The organism is Bradyrhizobium sp. WSM1417 (genome assembly GCF_000515415.1).
Classification (GTDB): domain Bacteria; phylum Pseudomonadota; class Alphaproteobacteria; order Rhizobiales; family Xanthobacteraceae; genus Bradyrhizobium.
In genome coordinates, this window is record NZ_KI911783.1 from 6,885,410 (window position 1) to 6,902,358 (window position 16,949).

Annotated in this window: 15 protein-coding genes; 9 read left to right on the forward strand and 6 right to left on the reverse strand. The window is 65.2% G+C overall.

Annotated elements, in window-relative coordinates; genetic code table 11:
* Positions 1-300 precede the first annotated feature (300 nt).
* Positions 301-1,467 (forward strand): ABC transporter substrate-binding protein, encoded by a 1,167-nt coding sequence (locus BRA1417_RS0133715; RefSeq protein ID WP_027519565.1) that lies wholly within the window; start codon positions 301-303, stop codon positions 1,465-1,467.
* A gap of 7 nt (positions 1,468-1,474) precedes the next feature.
* Here BRA1417_RS0133715 and BRA1417_RS0133720 read toward each other — a convergent pair whose 3' ends face one another.
* Genes BRA1417_RS0133720 through BRA1417_RS0133730 form a run of 3 tightly spaced genes read right to left on the reverse strand, consistent with a single transcriptional unit; the run spans position 1,475 to position 5,381 of the window.
* On the reverse strand, positions 1,475-2,452 hold the full coding sequence (locus tag BRA1417_RS0133720) for a hydroxyacid dehydrogenase (RefSeq protein ID WP_027519566.1): 978 nt from the start codon (positions 2,450-2,452) through the stop codon (positions 1,475-1,477).
* A 12-nt stretch (positions 2,453-2,464) separates the two neighbouring features.
* Positions 2,465-4,342: a TRAP transporter large permease subunit gene (locus BRA1417_RS0133725; RefSeq protein WP_027519567.1), complete on the reverse strand. Its 1,878-nt coding sequence runs from the start codon at positions 4,340-4,342 to the stop codon at positions 2,465-2,467.
* 7 nt (positions 4,343-4,349) lie between these two features.
* Positions 4,350-5,381: a TRAP transporter substrate-binding protein gene (locus tag BRA1417_RS0133730; protein ID WP_027519568.1), complete on the reverse strand. Its 1,032-nt coding sequence runs from the start codon at positions 5,379-5,381 to the stop codon at positions 4,350-4,352.
* Between the two features lie 429 nt (positions 5,382-5,810).
* Here BRA1417_RS0133730 and BRA1417_RS0133740 point away from each other — a divergent pair, with 429 nt between their 5' ends.
* Together BRA1417_RS0133740 and BRA1417_RS0133745 are read left to right on the forward strand one after the other, a co-directional pair.
* The gene (locus tag BRA1417_RS0133740; protein WP_027519570.1) at positions 5,811-7,295 is read left to right on the forward strand and encodes a caspase family protein; all 1,485 of its coding nucleotides are present in this window, start codon (positions 5,811-5,813) and stop codon (positions 7,293-7,295) included.
* 134 nt (positions 7,296-7,429) lie between these two features.
* On the forward strand, positions 7,430-9,097 hold the full coding sequence (locus tag BRA1417_RS0133745; protein ID WP_027519571.1) for a SulP family inorganic anion transporter: 1,668 nt from the start codon (positions 7,430-7,432) through the stop codon (positions 9,095-9,097).
* Positions 9,098-9,297: 200 nt separating this feature from the next.
* On the opposite strand, the gene BRA1417_RS0133750 is transcribed toward BRA1417_RS0133745, so the two are convergent.
* Positions 9,298-9,660 carry a hypothetical protein gene (locus tag BRA1417_RS0133750; RefSeq protein ID WP_027519572.1) on the reverse strand — a complete coding sequence of 121 codons (363 nt, stop codon included), beginning with the start codon at positions 9,658-9,660 and terminating at the stop codon, positions 9,298-9,300.
* Positions 9,661-9,710: 50 nt separating this feature from the next.
* Positions 9,711-11,135 carry an FAD-binding oxidoreductase gene (locus tag BRA1417_RS0133755; protein ID WP_027519573.1) on the reverse strand — a complete coding sequence of 475 codons (1,425 nt, stop codon included), beginning with the start codon at positions 11,133-11,135 and terminating at the stop codon, positions 9,711-9,713.
* Between the two features lie 87 nt (positions 11,136-11,222).
* Between BRA1417_RS0133755 and BRA1417_RS0133760 the strand changes: the two genes are divergently transcribed.
* Entirely contained in the window at positions 11,223-11,729 is a 507-nt protein-coding gene (locus tag BRA1417_RS0133760; RefSeq protein ID WP_027519574.1) for a thioesterase family protein, read from the forward strand.
* 5 nt (positions 11,730-11,734) lie between these two features.
* Here BRA1417_RS0133760 and BRA1417_RS43280 read toward each other — a convergent pair whose 3' ends face one another.
* Positions 11,735-11,908 (reverse strand): DUF1328 domain-containing protein, encoded by a 174-nt coding sequence (locus tag BRA1417_RS43280; protein WP_007600914.1) that lies wholly within the window; start codon positions 11,906-11,908, stop codon positions 11,735-11,737.
* Positions 11,909-12,149: 241 nt separating this feature from the next.
* Between BRA1417_RS43280 and BRA1417_RS0133770 the strand changes: the two genes are divergently transcribed.
* From BRA1417_RS0133770 to BRA1417_RS0133790, 5 genes are all read left to right on the forward strand, one after another.
* Positions 12,150-14,774, forward strand: a complete 2,625-nt coding sequence (locus BRA1417_RS0133770) for an ATP-dependent helicase (protein WP_027519575.1) — start codon at positions 12,150-12,152, stop codon at positions 14,772-14,774.
* Between the two features lie 7 nt (positions 14,775-14,781).
* Entirely contained in the window at positions 14,782-15,072 is a 291-nt protein-coding gene (locus BRA1417_RS0133775) for a type II toxin-antitoxin system HicB family antitoxin (RefSeq protein ID WP_027519576.1), read from the forward strand.
* Between the two features lie 88 nt (positions 15,073-15,160).
* On the forward strand, positions 15,161-15,577 hold the full coding sequence (locus tag BRA1417_RS45120; RefSeq protein ID WP_018454284.1) for a hypothetical protein: 417 nt from the start codon (positions 15,161-15,163) through the stop codon (positions 15,575-15,577).
* On the forward strand, positions 15,577-16,248 hold the full coding sequence (locus BRA1417_RS45125; protein WP_027519577.1) for an OmpA family protein: 672 nt from the start codon (positions 15,577-15,579) through the stop codon (positions 16,246-16,248). The genes BRA1417_RS45120 and BRA1417_RS45125 overlap by 1 nt, the downstream gene beginning before the upstream one ends.
* Before the next feature lie 154 nt (positions 16,249-16,402).
* On the forward strand, positions 16,403-16,939 hold the full coding sequence (locus tag BRA1417_RS0133790; protein WP_051448433.1) for an Mpo1-like protein: 537 nt from the start codon (positions 16,403-16,405) through the stop codon (positions 16,937-16,939).
* Positions 16,940-16,949 lie beyond the last annotated feature (10 nt).

A 16,949-nucleotide genomic window follows, 5' to 3' on the forward strand; every position in this document is an offset into this window, starting at 1 on the left:
ATCGTTCTGATCCCGACCGCCCATTGCAGAAACCGCCGCCCCTCTCCCGGCCAACCGAACCTCTGGTTGAGCCACCCGAGCCACTATCGGAACAGGACCGCGGTTAAGAACTGCACAATTTCGGAACCCGGCTTTTCCGCATTAGCCGGCTTAGTTAATGAAGTGCAGGATGACGCGGACTTTGTCGAAGCAAGTTGCCGGTTTTCCCCGGAGTAGTACGGAGCCCCCGATACATCGCCGATTCATCCCGCGGCGATAGCTTTCCCGGAGCTACTCACCGCACCGGCAAGACTTTTTCCGATGTATCGATCTCGATCTGCCACATGCATCGCCGTGACCGTCGCCGTCCTGGCAGCAATCATGCCGCCGGCGAAAGCTGACGAGATCGGCGTCAGCGAGGATGCGATCCTGTTCGGCCAGGCCGCAGCACTCGAGGGTCCCTCCTCCACACTCGGACAGCGGATGCGGCAGGGCATCGTCGCAGCTTTCACCGAGATCAACACCAAAGGCGGCGTCCACGGCCGCAAGCTCCAGCTCATCAGCCGGGACGACGGCTACGACCCCGACCGCTCGGTGGCGCAGACGCTGCGGCTGATCGAGGACGACAAGGTGTTCGCGCTGATCGGCGCGGTGGGCACGCCGACCGCGATGGCGACGATACCGATCACCAGCGCCAGGAACGTGCCCTTCATCGGTCCGTTCAGCGGCGCCGAATTCTTGCGCGACCTCGAGCTTGCGAACGTGGTCAACATCCGTGCGAGCTATGGCGCCGAGGCCGAGGCGTGGGTCAAGCACCTCACGGAGGATCGCCATTTCACCCGCATCGCCATTTTTTACCAGGACGATTCCTTTGGGCGCGACGGTCTTTCCGGCGTGAAGCGCGCGCTTGCCAAACGCGGCCTCGAGCTCGCCGCCGAAGGCACCTTCGAGCGCAACACTCGCGCCGTCGCGTCGGCCTGGCGCACGATCAAACGCGTCGAACCCGAGGCGATCGTCAGGGTCGGGACCTACGGTCCCTGCGCGGAGTTCATCAAGCTCGCGCACCGCAGCGGCGCTCGTCCGACCTTCGTCAACATCTCTTTCGTCGGCGCCGTTGCGCTCGCCCGGGAGCTCGGCCCCGAGGGCGAAGGCGTCGTCGTCACACAGGTTGTGCCGTTTCCCTGGGACCGCTCGCTCAAACTGGTCGCCGACTATCAGGCGGCGCAGAAAGCATCCGACCCCGCGCTGACACCGGATTTCGTGTCGTTCGAAGGCTATATCGCCGGCCGTCTCGCGGCGGCGGCGCTGGAACAAGCCGGACCGCAACCGACGCGCGCGAGCCTGCTGCGCGCCATCAACGATGTCGGCCGCTTCGACATCAGCGGCAGCACCGTAACCGTCGGCATGCGCACGATCGACGCGCCGCCGAAGGTGTTTTTGACGGTGATCCAGAAGGACGGGACCTTCAAAGCAGTGGACCGGCTGTAGAGCCGGCTCACGGCCGCCGCGTCCAGCGCTCGGCGTTGACCGCGCCTTGCGGGATCTCGCCTTTGACGATCGCTTCGACCTGGCGCACGGTTTCCAGTGACTGGTATTCGATCGCCTGCGGCGTCAGGCCGCCGACATGCGGTGTCGCGATGACGTTGGGAAGCTTCGCAAGCTCCGCACTTGGCATCTGGTCGGGCGCGCGGCCGACATCCATCGCGGCACCCGCGATACGATTCTCAAGCAGCGCCTTCGCCAGCGCCGCTTCGTCAACGAGGTTGCCGCGCGAGAGATTGATGAAGACCGCATGCTTCTGCATGCGCGCCAGCGCCGCCTCGCCGATCAGATTCTCGGTCTGCTCGTTCGCGATGGCAAGGCAGACGACATAGTCGGATGCGGCGAGGAGCTCGTCGAGGCTGACCTGCCGGATGGCACTGTCGCTCACGGTCGCAAAGGGATCTGCGACCAGCACCTCCATGCGCATCACCTTGGCGATTTCGGCGAGATAGCGCCCGATGCTGCCATAGCCGATGATGCCGATCTTGCTGCCGGCGAGCTGCCGTCCCATCCGAGCTTCCGGGTTGCGGCCTGCCTGGTAGTCGGCCGTCGCCCGGGATACGCCGCGGGAGAGATCGACCATGAAGCCGAGCGCGAGCTCGGCAACGGCTTGCACGAAGCCGGGCCCGGCGCGGGTCACGAGCACGCCTGCGTTCGAGGCGGCCTCGACATCGACGTTGCGGATGTCGACGGCGCAGCGGACGAAGGCGCGCAGGCGCGGCAGTTGCGCAAAGATCTCGCCGCGTCCCTCGGTCATGCGATCGGCCACGATGATGTCGACATCTTGCGCAGCGCGCACGAGGCTGGCTGAGACCAGCGTCTCATCGCTCTCATGCAGGACCACCTCGGCGGCCGCGCGCAAACCGTTCAGGCTGCGATCGCCATAGTAATTGCGGCGCATCTCCGGCGTGTGGGCCAGCAGGACTTTCACGGCAAGACTCCTTCAGTAGCCGAACGCGCGCGGCAATGCCGTGCTGAGCCATGGCACGAACGCGATCACAAGCAGGCAAAGGAACAACAGGCCGAGATAGCCCATGATCGGCTTCACCGTCTGCTCGATCGGCACATTGCCGATCAGGCAGGCGCCGTAGAGCCCTAGCCCGAGCGGCGGCGCGAACAGGCCGATGCCCATCGCGATCACGAGCACGACCCCGAAATGCAGGGGATCGATGCCGAGCTGCACGGCCACCGGCAGCAGCAGCGGACCGAAGATGATCAGCGCGGCCGCGCCCTCCAGCACCGAGCCCATCACGATCAGCACGGCGATTGCGAGCAGGATGAACAGCCAGGTGCCCGAGGTTTTGGACAATCCCAGCATGAAATCGCCGACCGCATGCGGCACCTGCTGCAGGGTCAGCGTGAACGCCAGCGATTGCGCTGCGGCAACGATGAACAGCACCAGCCCCGCACGCGTCGCGCCCTGGACGAAGCTGTGCGCGGCCGATGTGAAGCTGAGCTCGCGGAACACCACGCTGCCGACAACGAGTGCATAAGCCACGGCAAAGGCCGAGATCTCCGTGGCGGTTGCAAAGCCGCTCTTGAAGCCGAAGAAGATCATGAAGATCAGACCGAACGAGGCGATCGCGCCGCTCCACAGGCCCGACACCGGCATCTGCGGCGCGATGTCATCGGCATCACCCGGAGTCTCGGTTGGAGTCTCAGTTGGAGTCTTGCCGAAGATGATGGAGACGGCGATCAAGGCCAGCGCCATCAACGCCGCCGGCAGCAGCCCTGCGACGAACAGGCCGCCGATCGACAAATTCGCGACGAAACCCAGGATGATCAAATTGATGCAGGGCGGAATGGTCTCCGCCATCACCGCGGAGGCCGCGAGCAGCGCCACGGCACCGCCCGGATTCTGCCTGGAGCGGCGTGCGGCCGGAATCAGCACGGAGCCGACCGCGGCGACGTCGGCCATCTTCGAGCCGGAGATGCCGGAGAACAGCACCATTGACGCGACCATCACGACGTTGAGGCCGCCGCGCATGCGCCCGACCCCACGCTGCAACAGCTCGATCAGCCGCACCGACATGCCGTTGGCTTCCATGAGGTAGCCGACGAGAATAAAGAACGGAATCGCGAGCAGCACGAAATTGTCGATGCCGCGCGCCATCTGCTGGGCGAAGATCACGCCGGGCAGCGCGCCCTCGACCCAGATGAAGATCAGCGCAGCCAGCGCCAGCGCAAAGCCGATCGGCAAGCCACCGACCAACGTCGCGAAGAAACCGATCAGCATCAGCGTGCCCGCCGACGGCACCGTGGCGGGCGACAGATAATCCCAGGCGAGATAGAGGCCGGTCACGACGGCAATCGCGACGAGGCCTCTGACGATGTCAGGGAGCGGCCGCGAGCAGAGTTGGTCGATCGCAAACACCGTCATGAACAGCGCGCCGGCGCCCATCGGGTAGAAGGTCAGCTCCAGCGGCAAGCCGGATCCGGTGGTCTGGCCCGCCGTCAACGAGCCGAGCTTGATGGCATTGTAAGCGACATAGGCCGAGATCAACACCACCAGCAGCGCACTCGCGGCGTCGACCAGCGCGCGCAGCCGTACTGGCGCCAGGTCGCGGAAGAAGGAGACGCCGACATTCTCGCCGCGCGCGAGCGCACTCGCCGCGCCGAAGAAGGCCGAGCCGACCATCAGGCCGCGCGCGACGTCGTCGGACCACTCCACCGGCGCGTTGAAACAGAAGCGCAGCAGCACGGAACCGCACACGACGACGAGATCCGCGGCCAGCAGGATGGCCGCGATCGCGTCGCTGAGGCGAAGCAGCAGGGCGATGCTCCCGTGGCGGCCGCCCGAGAGAGGTACGGCAGCTGTCATTGCCACGTCAGGCCTGTGTGGCGCGGATGATGTCGATGACGGCCTTGGAGTCCGGCCGCGCCTTGATGAAGTTCTCGATCTGCGGCGCGACGCGCTTTTTGAACGCCTCGCGGTCGCATTCGGCCACCGTCACGCCCTTCTCGGTCAAAGCCGACAGCGCCTCCTTCTCGACCGCGAGCCCGTGGGTGCGCGTGTCAGCCGCAGCCTTCTTCGCGGCGTCGAGGAAACCCTCGCGCAGCTTCGGATCCATGCGGTTGTAGGTCGTGTCGCTGAAATAGATCGCGAGCGGCGAGAAATTGTGCTGCGTCAGTGAATAGAATTTCGCCGTTTCGAAGAACTTGCTCGCCAGGATGGTCGGCGGATCGTGCTCGAGCCCGTCCAGCACGCCGGCCTGCAATGCCGTGTAGATTTCGCCGAACGCCAGCGGTGTCGCGGCGGCGCCCATCAGGCGCAGGCATTCCGTGATGACGGGGTTCGGCAGGGTGCGGATCTTGAGACCGGCGAGATCTTCCGGCGTCTTCACCGGCTTCCGCGCCAGCACGCTGCGCGAGCCGAAATTATAGGCCCAGGCGATGATGCGGATGTTGCTGCCCTTGAGCAGCGCGTCCTCGATCGGCTTGGCGGCGCCGGAATCGAACGCTTTGGTCTGCTGCGGGAAGCTCGAGAACAGGAAGCCGAGATCGAAGGTCCCGACCAGCGGCACCAGATTGGCCGAGATCGACGAGCCCGACACCATGAGATCGATGACGCCGAGCTTCACCGAATTGATGACGTCGATTTCCTGACCCAATTGGTTGTCGGGAAAGAACGCGACCTCGACCTGTTCACCGAGGCCGTTCGCCTTCAGGTTCTTCACGAGATTGTCGTAATAGACGCGGCCGTTGGCGAATTTGGGATCGTTCGGCAGCGAGGAGGAGCATTTCAGCTTCAAGGTCGCGGCTTCGGCGCGGCCGATGAGTGCGGGGGAGAACACGAGGCCGGCGGCAAGTCCCGTCGACGACTTGATGAACGCGCGACGGTTCACGGGCACGATGGGCATGGTGCGGTCTCTCCCCGATTATTGTTTTTCGAGCGACGGTCGTTGCCGCAGCCCGTTGCGCGGGACTGTATGGCCAAAGCGACAGCGCAGGCAAGACTTGCGGCCGGCTGTTGCAAAGCGGCCTGTCGCGAAGATCGACGGCATCAGCGCGCGGCGAAACAACCATGTTTTTTGCGGGATTCTCGCTCAGACCGGCATCGGACCCATTGTGCGAGAGGATGCTTTCGCGCGGCATCGGCGATCAATCCAATTGGCGCATGGATCAATGCGCAATTCACATGGATTGCGCCAGAACGATGCCGCACCAGCTCTGGCAGACCCCCTGCCCCATTTTGCCGCAGCTCAACGTGATCCAGTGCACAGACAGACGCATGGCGGCCACCTAGAAAAGGTGACATCATCGCGCGCATTGCCGATGGAGGTGACACCATGCGCCGTCCAGTTCTTCGCAATTTGTTTCTTGCATCCGGTCTTCTCGCGCTCACGCAATTGACCACGCCCACGGAGGCGGCGGCCGAAGCGCGGCTCGCACTCGTGATCGGTCAATCGGCCTATCGCACCGTGCCGGAACTGCCCAACGCAGCCAACGACGCCAAGGGCATGACGGAGCTGCTCGGCAATGCCGGCTTCACCGTCACCACGGCATCCAATCTGGCGCAGAACGATATGCGTCAGGCGATCTCGGATTTCGCCGGCAAGGTCAGCGCCAGCGGCGCCGACACCGTCGCGCTGGTGTTCTATGCCGGCCACGGCCTCCAGATCGACGGCGAGAACTATCTCGTTCCCGTCGATCTCGACCCCAAGCGTGAAGCCGACATTCCGCTGCAGGGCGTACGGCTCAACGATTTGCTCAACACGCTCGGCGCGCTGCCGACACGAGCACGCATCTTCATGCTCGATGCCTGCCGCAACAATCCGTTCCCGGCACTCAGTGGCGCCGGACACGGGCTTGCGATCGTCGACACCAAGGCCGGCGCGCCGGGCTCCTTCATTTCCTATTCGACCTCGCCGGGCTCCGAAGCCGAGGATGGCTCCGGCATCGACAGCCCCTACACCACCGCAGCGCTGACCGTCGCCAAGCAGCCCAATCTGCCGATCGAGGAAGTGTTCAAGCGCATTCGCGTCGCCGTGGCGCAATCGACCGACGGACGCCAGATCCCCTGGGAAAGCTCGTCGCTGACGACCGATTTCAAGTTCTTCGGCGGCGACAGCAGCGCTCAGACTGCGCTTCCTGGCGCATCCTCCATGGCACTTGCGGGCGGTACGCGCAGCCTCGAGGACTGGCGCAAGGATTTGCAGGGCAAGCCGGCCATGGTCGCCTATGAGATGGTGATCACCGACGATACCGTGCCGGCGTATCAGGCCTATATCGAGTTGTATGCTCAGGATACCCGTACCCCGCGGCTGCGCACGATTGTGGAGCGCCGGCGCCAGATGCTGGCGTGGGAGCGCGCCACCGCGATCAACACCCGCGCCTCGTTCGAGGCTTATCTGGCGAACTGGGACAACAGCGATCTGGCTGCGACCGCACGCCGGCTGCTGCTTCGCGTCCAGAACCGCAACTACGTCTTGCCTGCCGTGGTCGCGGCCACTCCTGCCCCGGTCGCCGTCGCGATGGCCCCGACCTGCCCGTGCTCGACACCCTCGGCACCGGCAACGCCGGTCAACCCGACGATCGCGCCTGTGATCAAGAAGCGCGTCGACGACACCCCGCCGAAGCGCAAGGTGGTCGACACGCCACCCAGGCAGCGCCGGCCGCCGCCCGATGAAGTGATCTACGAGCGCGCACCGCCGCCGGATCGCGGCCCGCCGCCCGGCGCCATCATGCAAGGCATCGGCATCGGTGTCGGGATCGGCATGGGTATGGGCGGCGGACGCGGCGGCGATTATCACAACGACCGCGGCCGATACTGAGGCCACCTCTCGCAATACGGAGGACAGATCTGTCCTCCGTCATTGCCACCGGATGGAGATAAACTGCGTCTGCTGCTTCCCGATACGGAAATGCTGTAGTCTAACCGATTGACGATTCCGGGGACTCCATATCGATGCCGCACGACGCTCACGCCAAGCCAGCTTGGCCGCTATTCCGCTCGCTCGCGTCCTTTTCGCTGCCTGGCGACCTCATGGCCGGCCTGACGCTCGCCGCGATCGCGATTCCCGAGCAGATGGCGACCGCGCGGCTCGGCGGCTTCGCGCCGCAGATCGGCTTCTTCGCCTTCATGGCGGGTTCGCTCGGCTGTGCCATGCTCGGCGGCAACCGCTTCCTGTCGTGCGGCGCCGATTCCACGATCACGCCGATCTTCGCCGGCGGACTGGCGGCGCTGGCCGCCGCCGGCTCGCCCGAGTATCAGGGCCTCGCGATCGCGCTGGCGCTGATGGTCGGTGCGATGATGCTGGCCGGCGGCGCCTTCCGCCTCGGCGGCATCGCCAATCTCCTGTCCGTGCCCGTCATGGTCGGCTTCCTCGCCGGCATCTCCGTCCACATCATCGTGTCGCAATTGCCGGGCGTGCTGGGCCTGGACTCGCCGAACGAGCCGACGCTCGATCGCATCGGCGTGCTCGCAAGCGAACTCGGCCGCACCAATCCCTTCACGCTGTGCATCGGCTTCGGTGTGCTGGCCGTGGTCTTCCTGGCCGAGAAGTTCAGCGCAAAAATTCCGGGCGCGCTGATCGGACTCGTCGCCGCGACCTTGGCCACGATCGCGCTCGGCCTCGAGAACAAGGGCGTCAATGTCGTAGGCGCCGTGCCGGGCACGCTGCCGCGGCCAACCTTCCCCGAGCTTGCACCGGAGCAATGGGTCCGCCTCGTGCCGCTCGCCTTCGTCATCACGGTCGTGGTGATGGTGCAGACTGCGGCAACGACGCGCTCGTTCCCGTCCGATCCCGACAAGCCGGCCGATGTCGATCGCGATTTTCTCGGCGTGGGTGCCGGCAGCGTGCTGTCGGGCCTGTTCGGCGCGTTTCCGGTCAATGCCAGCCCGCCGCGAACGGGCATTGTCGCCGAGACCGGCGGACAATCGCAGCTGGCGGGCCTCGCCGCCGCTGCGATCGTGCTGGCGCTGCTCGCGTTTGGAACGGGATTGCTGCAGCACGTTCCGGACGCAGCCCTCGGCGGCATCCTGCTGTTCGTCGCGCTGCGCATCATCCGCGTGAAGCAGATCGCCACGATCTATCGCCAATCCCCCAGCGAATTCCTGCTGATCGTCGCCACCGCCGCGCTGATCATCGTGCTGCCGATCCAGCAGGGCGCGTTCCTTGGCATCGTGCTGTCGCTGCTGCACGGCATCTGGAGCACGACGCGTGCACGGCTGGTCGAGTTCGAGCGCGTGCCGGGCACCACGATCTGGTGGCCGGCGCATCCGCACATCGCCGGCGAGCGCATCGCCGGTGTCGCCGTGATCGGGCTGCAGGCGCCGCTGTCGTTCCTCAACGCGCCCGGCTTTCGCAGCGACGTGACCAAGGTGCTCGGCACGACGCCGCCGCAACTGCTGGTGCTGGAGGCGAGCGGCATGGTCGAGATCGACTTCACCGCCGCGCAGATCCTGCTCGATGTGTTCAGGGCGTGCAGCGAACAGGGCGTCACGGTCGCGCTGGCCCGGCTGGAATCGGTCCGCGCGCAGGACGCGTTCGAGCGGTTCAGGCTGTTCGAGGCGCTGCCCCGGGAGAACGTCTTCCACAGCGTCGACGAGGCCGTGCGGAAGTTGGCGAAATAGGAACAGCTTTGATTCGCGCAGGTCGAGCCGCGAACTCGCTGTAACCTCTCCCGCCTGCGGGAGAGGTCGGCGCGTCCCGGGCGATGCGAAGCATCATCCCGCGCGCCGGGTGAGGGCTTTGTCCTCTTGGGGATTGTCCCGTTGCGGAGACACCCTCTCCCCGACCCTCCCCCGCAAGCGGGGGAGGGAGCGCACCGCCTTCACTGCGCCAATGTCGGGTGATCGCGCTGCACGGTCTCGCGGATCCAGCTGGCATGGATCGCGCGAAACAGGATCTGCGCGGTCTTGAGGTCGTTCGCTGTCATGCAGAGATCGACGATGCGACGGACTGCGTCGTCGCGCATCAGCCCATCCGAAATCTTCATCGCGATTTCCATCGCGACTTTCGCCGCACGCTCGTAGCGCTCGCTGTCGCGCTTGTCGCTGCGCGCGGACCCTGCCGCGCTCGCCGCGGCGGCGTCACAGATCGCACGGATGCGCTCGGCGGCCTCGATATCGCCGAGCGGCCGTTCGATCGCCTCGTCCCAGATGTCCTGACGCGTCTTGCGCGCGAACCACTGCATTGCCTGCTCCGTGGTGAGAGAGCGAGCATAAACGGCGGTGAGCCTGCGCGCTACGCCTCCGGTACGATCTTGCCGGGATTGAAGATGTTCTGCGGGTCGAGCGCCTTTTTCAGTGCCCGCATTGCATCGATCGCCTCGGGGCCGAGTTCTGCCGCAAGATATTTCTGCTTGCCTTGGCCTATGCCGTGCTCGCCGGTGCAGGTGCCGTCCATCGCCTGCGCGCGCTCGACCAGCCGGTGCATGAACTCCTCGCCGCGGGCCATCTCGTCGGCATCGTTGGTGTCGCAGACCAGCGAACAGTGGAAATTGCCGTCACCGACATGGCCGACGATCGGCGACAACAGGTTGAGCCGCTTGAGATCTTCCTCGGTCTCGCCGACGCATTCGGCAAGGCGCGAGATCGGCACGCAGACGTCGGTCGCGACCACACCAATGCTGTCGCCGGGCCGCAGCGCCTTCACCGACCAATAGGCGTCGTGCCGCGCCTGCCACAATTTTGTGCGATCCTCCGGCTTGGTGGTCCAGGAGAAATCGCCGCCGCCGCAGTCCTTTGCGATCTCGCCGAAGGCCTTGGACTGTTCGGCGACCTCGATCTCGCTGCCGTGGAATTCCATCAGCAGCAGCGGCGTTTCCGGCAGAGTCAGCTTCGAATAGGCGTTGCAGGCCCGCACCTGCGCGGCGTTGAGCAGCTCGATGCGCGCCACGGCAATGCCGGTCTGGATTGCCAGGATCACGGCCTGACACGCCCCGTGCACGGTCTCGAACGACACCGCGCCGGCCGCGATCGTATCGGGAATGCCGCGCAGGCGGATGGTCAGCTCCGAGATGATGCCGAGCGTGCCCTCGGCGCCGACGAACAAGTGCGTCAGGTCGTAGCCGGCGGATGATTTCTTCGCACGCGTGCCGGTGGTGATGATCTCGCCGTCGCCGCGGACCACTTTCAGCGCCAGCACACTATCGCGCATGGTGCCGTAGCGCACCGCGTTGGTGCCGGAGGCGCGGGTCGAGGCCATGCCGCCGAGGGAAGCATCCGCGCCCGGGTCGATCGGGAAGAACAAGCCCTGGTCGCGCAGATGCTCGTTGAGCGCCTTGCGGGTGACGCCGGGCTGGATCACGCAGTCGAGGTCCTCGGCATGCACCGCGAGCACCTTGTTCATGTCGCGCAGATCGATGCAGATGCCGCCGGCGGGTGCGTTGACCTGGCCCTCGAGCGAGGTGCCGGTGCCGAAGGCGATGACGGGCACGCCGTTTTTCGCGCAGATCCGCACCACGTCCTGGATGTCGGCGGTCTCCTGCGCCATCACCACACCATCCGGCGGCTGGTTCACGATCCATGTGGTGGTATGGCCGTGCTGCTCGCGGACGGCCTGCGAGGTGATGAGGCGGTTGCCGAACCGCGCAGCAAGCTGCTCCAGCGCGCTCGCGAGGGCTTTCGGCGCCGGCCGCGGCGGATTATTGGTGATGGTCGTACCCACGGACGCTCCTCCCGACGAGACGAACCGTGGCAAAGGACATCTCACCGGTCAAGTCAAGCGACCGGGCGCATAGCTGGGGAAGAAAACATGCCGGAGAGTGCTGCCACAGCGACCAACGCCGTGCCGTTCCGCGCGTCGATCATGCAGATCGAGCCGCAATGGATCGACTACAACGGCCACCTCAACATGGCCTATTACAACGTGATGTTCGACCGCGCGATCGACCAGACGTGGCTGACGCTTGGGATTGGGCCGGGCTACATGAAAGAGCGCGGCGGCTCGACCTTCACTGCCGAGTGCCACGTGCGGTATTTGCGCGAAATCCACTTGGGCGATCCCGTGCAGGTCTCGGTCTGGCTGCTGGAGGCCGACGACAAGCGGCTGCACACATTCCAGGAGCTGCGGCACGCCACCGAAGGCTGGCTGTCCGCCACGTCGGAGAACATGTCGCTTCACATCGACATGGGCTCACGAAAGGTGGCGGCGTTTCCGCCAGACATTCGCGAGCGCATTGCGGCGGTGGTCAAGGCTCATAGCGCCATGCCGCGGCCCGAGGGCATCGGCCGGAACGTGGCGATGCCCTCGAAGCGATAAGCGCGCTAGACCCTATTACGGCCGCGGGCCAGACCAACAACGGCCGAGACCAGGAACAACACGACCGCGATGAAGAAGATGATCTTGGCGATTTCGATCGACGCGCCGGCGAGGCCGCCAAAGCCAAGGATACCGGCGATCAGGGCGATAACCAGAAACGTAACTACCCAGCTAAGCATGATCCGAACCTCTGTTTCGATGTCTCTCTGCGATCGGCGCGACTGACGCGCCTCACTTGCAGGACCAATCGCCAACTCGGAACAATGGTTCCGGGTCGCTGGAGCCGGAAATTCGCCTGAGCGACAGGAACAAATTGGCTTTCCGCGCACGTGGAAAACCCCTCCCCGCGGCCCCATATAGGGACCAATCCCTGTTAAGAAGGCTCCCCTTTCACCACCCCGCGGTGCCAACGTGGGGCAAATGATTCGCATGACCGAGCCGAGCAAGATCACGTCCCAGAGCGTCCCCGACCACCAGCCCGCAGCCGGCGGCATCGCCGCGCGTGCGCGCGCCTCGGTGGGCCCGCAATACCTGTCCGGGCTCAATCCGGAGCAGCGCGAGGCAGTGGAAACGCTGGACGGCCCGGTTCTGGTGCTGGCCGGCGCCGGCACCGGGAAGACCCGCGTGCTGACCACGCGCATCGCTCATATCCTGAGCCAGGGCCGCGCCCGCCCCTCCGAGATCCTGTCGGTGACCTTCACCAACAAGGCCGCGCGCGAGATGAAGCACCGGCTCGGTCAGATGCTCGGTCATGCGGTGGAAGGGATGCCATGGCTCGGCACTTTCCACTCCATCGGCGGGCGCATCCTGCGGACCCATGCCGAGCTGGCGCAGCTCAAGTCGAACTTCACCGTGCTCGATGTCGACGATCAGGTGCGGCTGTTGAAGCAGCTGCTGCAAGCCGACAACATCGACGACAAGCGCTGGCCGGCGCGCATGCTGGCCGGGCTGATCGACGGCTGGAAGAATCGCGGCCTGACGCCGTCGCAGGTGCCGTCGGGCGAAGCCGCCGTGTTCGCCAACGGCAAGGGCGGCAAGCTCTATGCGAGCTACCAGGAGCGGCTGAAGATCCTGAACGCCGCCGATTTCGGCGATCTGCTGCTCGAGGACATCCGCATCTTCCGCGAGCACCCGGATATCCTGCGGCAGTACCAGCAGCGCTTCAAATTCATCCTGGTCGACGAGTATCAAGACACCAACGTCGCGCAGTATCTGTGGCTGCGGCTGCTGTCCCAGGCGCCATCGTCTCCTTCCTTCACCTCTCCCCGCGTGCGGGGAGAGGTCGGATCGCACAGCGATCCGGGTGAGGGGGACTCTCGGCAGGCTGAGCTCGTGGAGGCAGCCCCTCATCCCGACCTTCTCAGCGCGAGCGAAGCTCGTCGCGACCCCGCAAGCGGGGAGAAGGAGCAGACGCGCCACGTCAAGAACATCTGCTGCGTCGGCGACGACGACCAGTCGATCTATGGCTGGCGCGGCGCGGAGGTCGACAACATCCTGCGCTTCGACCATGATTTTCCCGGCGCCAAGGTCATCCGGCTCGAGCGCAACTACCGCTCGACCGGCCACATCCTCGCCGCCGCCTCGCACCTGATCGCCCACAACGAGGGCCGGCTCGGCAAGACGCTGCGCACCGAGGACCATGACGGCGAGAAGGTCACGGTGACGGGCTCGTGGGATTCGGAAGAGGAAGCCCGCGGCATCGGCGAGGAGATCGAGCAGATCCAGCGCCAGGGCGACAAGCTCAACGAGATCGCGATCCTGGTGCGCGCGTCCTACCAGATGCGCGAGTTCGAAGACCGCTTCGTCACGCTCGGCCTGCCCTATCGCGTCATCGGCGGCCCGCGCTTCTACGAGCGCGCCGAAATCCGCGATGCGCTGGCTTATCTGCGCGTCATCAATTCGCCGGCCGACGATCTCGCCTTCGAGCGCATCGTCAACACGCCCAAGCGCGGGCTTGGCGATGCCACCGTGCAGATGCTGCACGATCACGCCCGCAAGCGCCGCATTCCGCTGTTCGAGGCGGCGCGCGCGGTGGTCGAGACGGACGAGCTGAAGCCAAAGGCGCGCGGCTCGTTACGCGACGTCGTCGCCCAGTTCGACCGCTGGCGCGCCCAGCGCGAGGTCACGTCGCACACGGAGCTCGCCGAGATCGTGCTCGACGAGAGCGGCTACACCGAGATGTGGCAGAAGGACCGTTCGGCGGACGCCGCGGGCCGGCTCGAAAACCTCAAGGAGCTGGTGCGCTCGATGGAGGAGTTCGAGAATCTGCAAGGCTTCCTCGAGCACATCTCGCTGGTGATGGACCGCGACAGCGGCGCCGATGAGGACGCAGTGTCGCTGATGACGCTGCATTCGGCCAAGGGTCTGGAATTCGACAACGTGTTCCTGCCCGGCTGGGAAGAAGGCCTGTTTCCGAGCCAGCGCACGCTGGACGAACAGGGCCGCGCCGGCCTCGAGGAAGAGCGCCGGCTCGGCCATGTCGGCCTGACCCGGGCTCGCCGCCGCGCCAAAATCTATTTCGCCACCAACCGCCGGATCCACGGCACCTGGTCGACCACGATCCCGTCGCGCTTCCTCGACGAACTGCCCGCGGCCAATGTCGAGATCACGGAATCCAAGGGCGGCTCGGCCTGGGGCGGCACCGGCGGCTACGGCGCCTCCCGCTTCGACGACATGGAAGCGTTCGGCTCCACCTATTCGACCCCGGGCTGGCAGCGCGCCCAGGCCAATCGCAATCGCGGCGGCGGTGGAGGCGGCAATGGCGGCCGCGGCAGCTTCGAGGAACAGGCCTCGTCGTATTCGTCCCAGTCGTCCTCGCCCGATTTCGGCAGCTTCTCCTCGCGCCGTCGCGGGCCCCTGACGATCGAGGGCGAGCTGGTGGCCAAATCCACCGGCACGACCTCGGAATTCTCCCTCTCCGACCGCGTCTTCCACCAGAAATTCGGCTATGGCCGCGTCACCAAGATCGACGGCAACAAGCTCACCATCGCGTTCGACAAGGCCGGGGAGAAGAAGGTCGTGGACAGTTTTGTGCAGCGGGCGTGAGGCCTGCATGCCGCACTACATCGCCATCATCGAGGATGCCGGCCCGGACGAAGCCGTCGGCGTGTGGTTTCCCGACCTGCCCGGCTGCATTTCCGGCGGCGACGACGTCGATGAGGCGCTGGAGAACGCGCCCGAGGCACTCGCCTTCTATGCACAGGAACTGATCGCGGACGGCCGCCAGCTTCCCCCGCCGCGGACATTGGACGAGCTCAAGGCCGACCCTGATCTGGCCGACGACCTCGGGAAACACACGGTCGCCGTGATCGAATGGCCACCCCTCACTGAGGCCACGGAGTGAGGACTGTTCGCCGCACTGGTCGGACTCTCGACACTTCTCGCCCGAACAGCCCTTGACCACCGCGAACTTCCCCGTATCAGATGCGGCCATGGTCCGGGGCTCCATCACACTGATCTTGCTGGCATTGGGTATGCCGTCGCTTGCGGCGGCGGAGACCATGAGCTTTGGGGACGCTATCGGGTTGCTGGCGAAAAGTTGCGGCGCGGAAATCGTCGCCAATTGCCGCGGCGTCAACCCGGATTCGACCCGCCTGAAGGAGTGCCTCTCGCGCAACCGCGACGTGCTCTCGCAACAGTGCCAGAGCGACTATCTCGGCGCGTTCGACGCGATCCAGAAGCGCGTCGCCGCCCGCGTCACCGTGGCGAACGTCTGCCAGCGCGAGATCGTCAAGGTCTGCGGCGGCTCGACCAAGGAGACCAGCAAGGCGGTCCCCTGCCTGGTCTCGACGCCCAAGGGCATCAGCAACAATTGCCTGAAGGCCGTCGACGACGCGGGGTATCGGTGATGCCAACGACCAGGCTTTCCATCATCGGAATAACCATCGCGCTCGGCCTCACCTTGCTTGCGGGCGCGGCAGAAGCGCAGACGGCGCCGCCGACCCGCGACGACATCGTCGGCAAGCTCAACCATTTCGAGCAAGCCGCCGAGATCGATCTCCCCGCGCTGAAGCTGCAGGTGATGGAGCGGGCCAAGGCAAGGATCAAGAACGATCCCGGTCCGGTGAACCGGCCGCTGATCGCGCCCGATCTGGTCAATTTGCCCACCTTCACCGCGCAGATCCAGTTCGACGCCGACACGCCGATCATCCAGCCGGCGTCCTACCAGACCGTCGGGCGCCTCGCTGACGCGCTCGTCCATGCCTCGCTGCTGCCCTACACGTTCCTGATCGTCGGCCATGTCGAATCCAACGCGAAGACGCGCGAGGCCAACGCGATCCTGAGCCAGCGCCGGGCGGACGCGATTCGCGACGTGCTGGTGAACACGTTCAAGATCTCGACCAAGCGGCTGCATCCGATCGGCCTCGGCGAGGAGCAGTTTCTCGACCGGGCCAGGCCGACCTCAGCCGCCAACGCCCAGTTGCAAATCCTGACCTACGCCAAGGTACCCGAGGAAGCGCCTGCGCATCCGGCTGCGACACCTGCGCCTGCGGCGAAAAAGCCCGCCAAGAAGCGCTGAGCGGACGCGCCACGGCGGCTGACGGAACCCTTTGAAGTCACGTTTCTTTTGTGACCTGTCTCACAGCGCAACAGCGCGGTTTCGCGCGACAATTACGTCGGTTTGTGCACCGCCCTATCAGGTGCTATAGGCTTTTTTCGCCCTCCCCGACCCCATGCTGCACGAGACCGAGATGGCCAGTTCTTTTCAACACCAACTGGCCGACTACGTCGAATATCATCGCGATCCCTGGAACTGCGCGATGCACGTGGTCGGCATCCTCCTGCTCTTCACCGGCGCCGTGCTGCCGCTGACGCTGGTCCATTTCCCGGTGTTCGGGATCGAGGTCAGCCTGGCCATGGTTCTTGCCCTGCCGGTGCTGGCCTACTGGCTCATGCTGGACGCCGGGATCGGGCTCGGCATCCTCGCCGCGATGATCGTGCTGCTTTTGGTCGCAACCGCGATCGGCAATCAGGTCTCGATCGTCATGATGTGGTCGATTTTTGCGGTGCTGATCGGATTTGGCGTCGCTGCGCAAATCGTCGGCCACAAGGTTTTCGAGGAGCGGCAGCCGTCGATGGTCGACCACCCCACGCATTTTCTGCTTGGACCGATGTTTGTCATGGCAAAATTATTCATTGCATTGGGCTTCCGTCGCGACCTTGCCGCGATTCTGGCGCCTGTTCCGACCAATTCCCTTTCAACCCGATAGTTCTAGACGC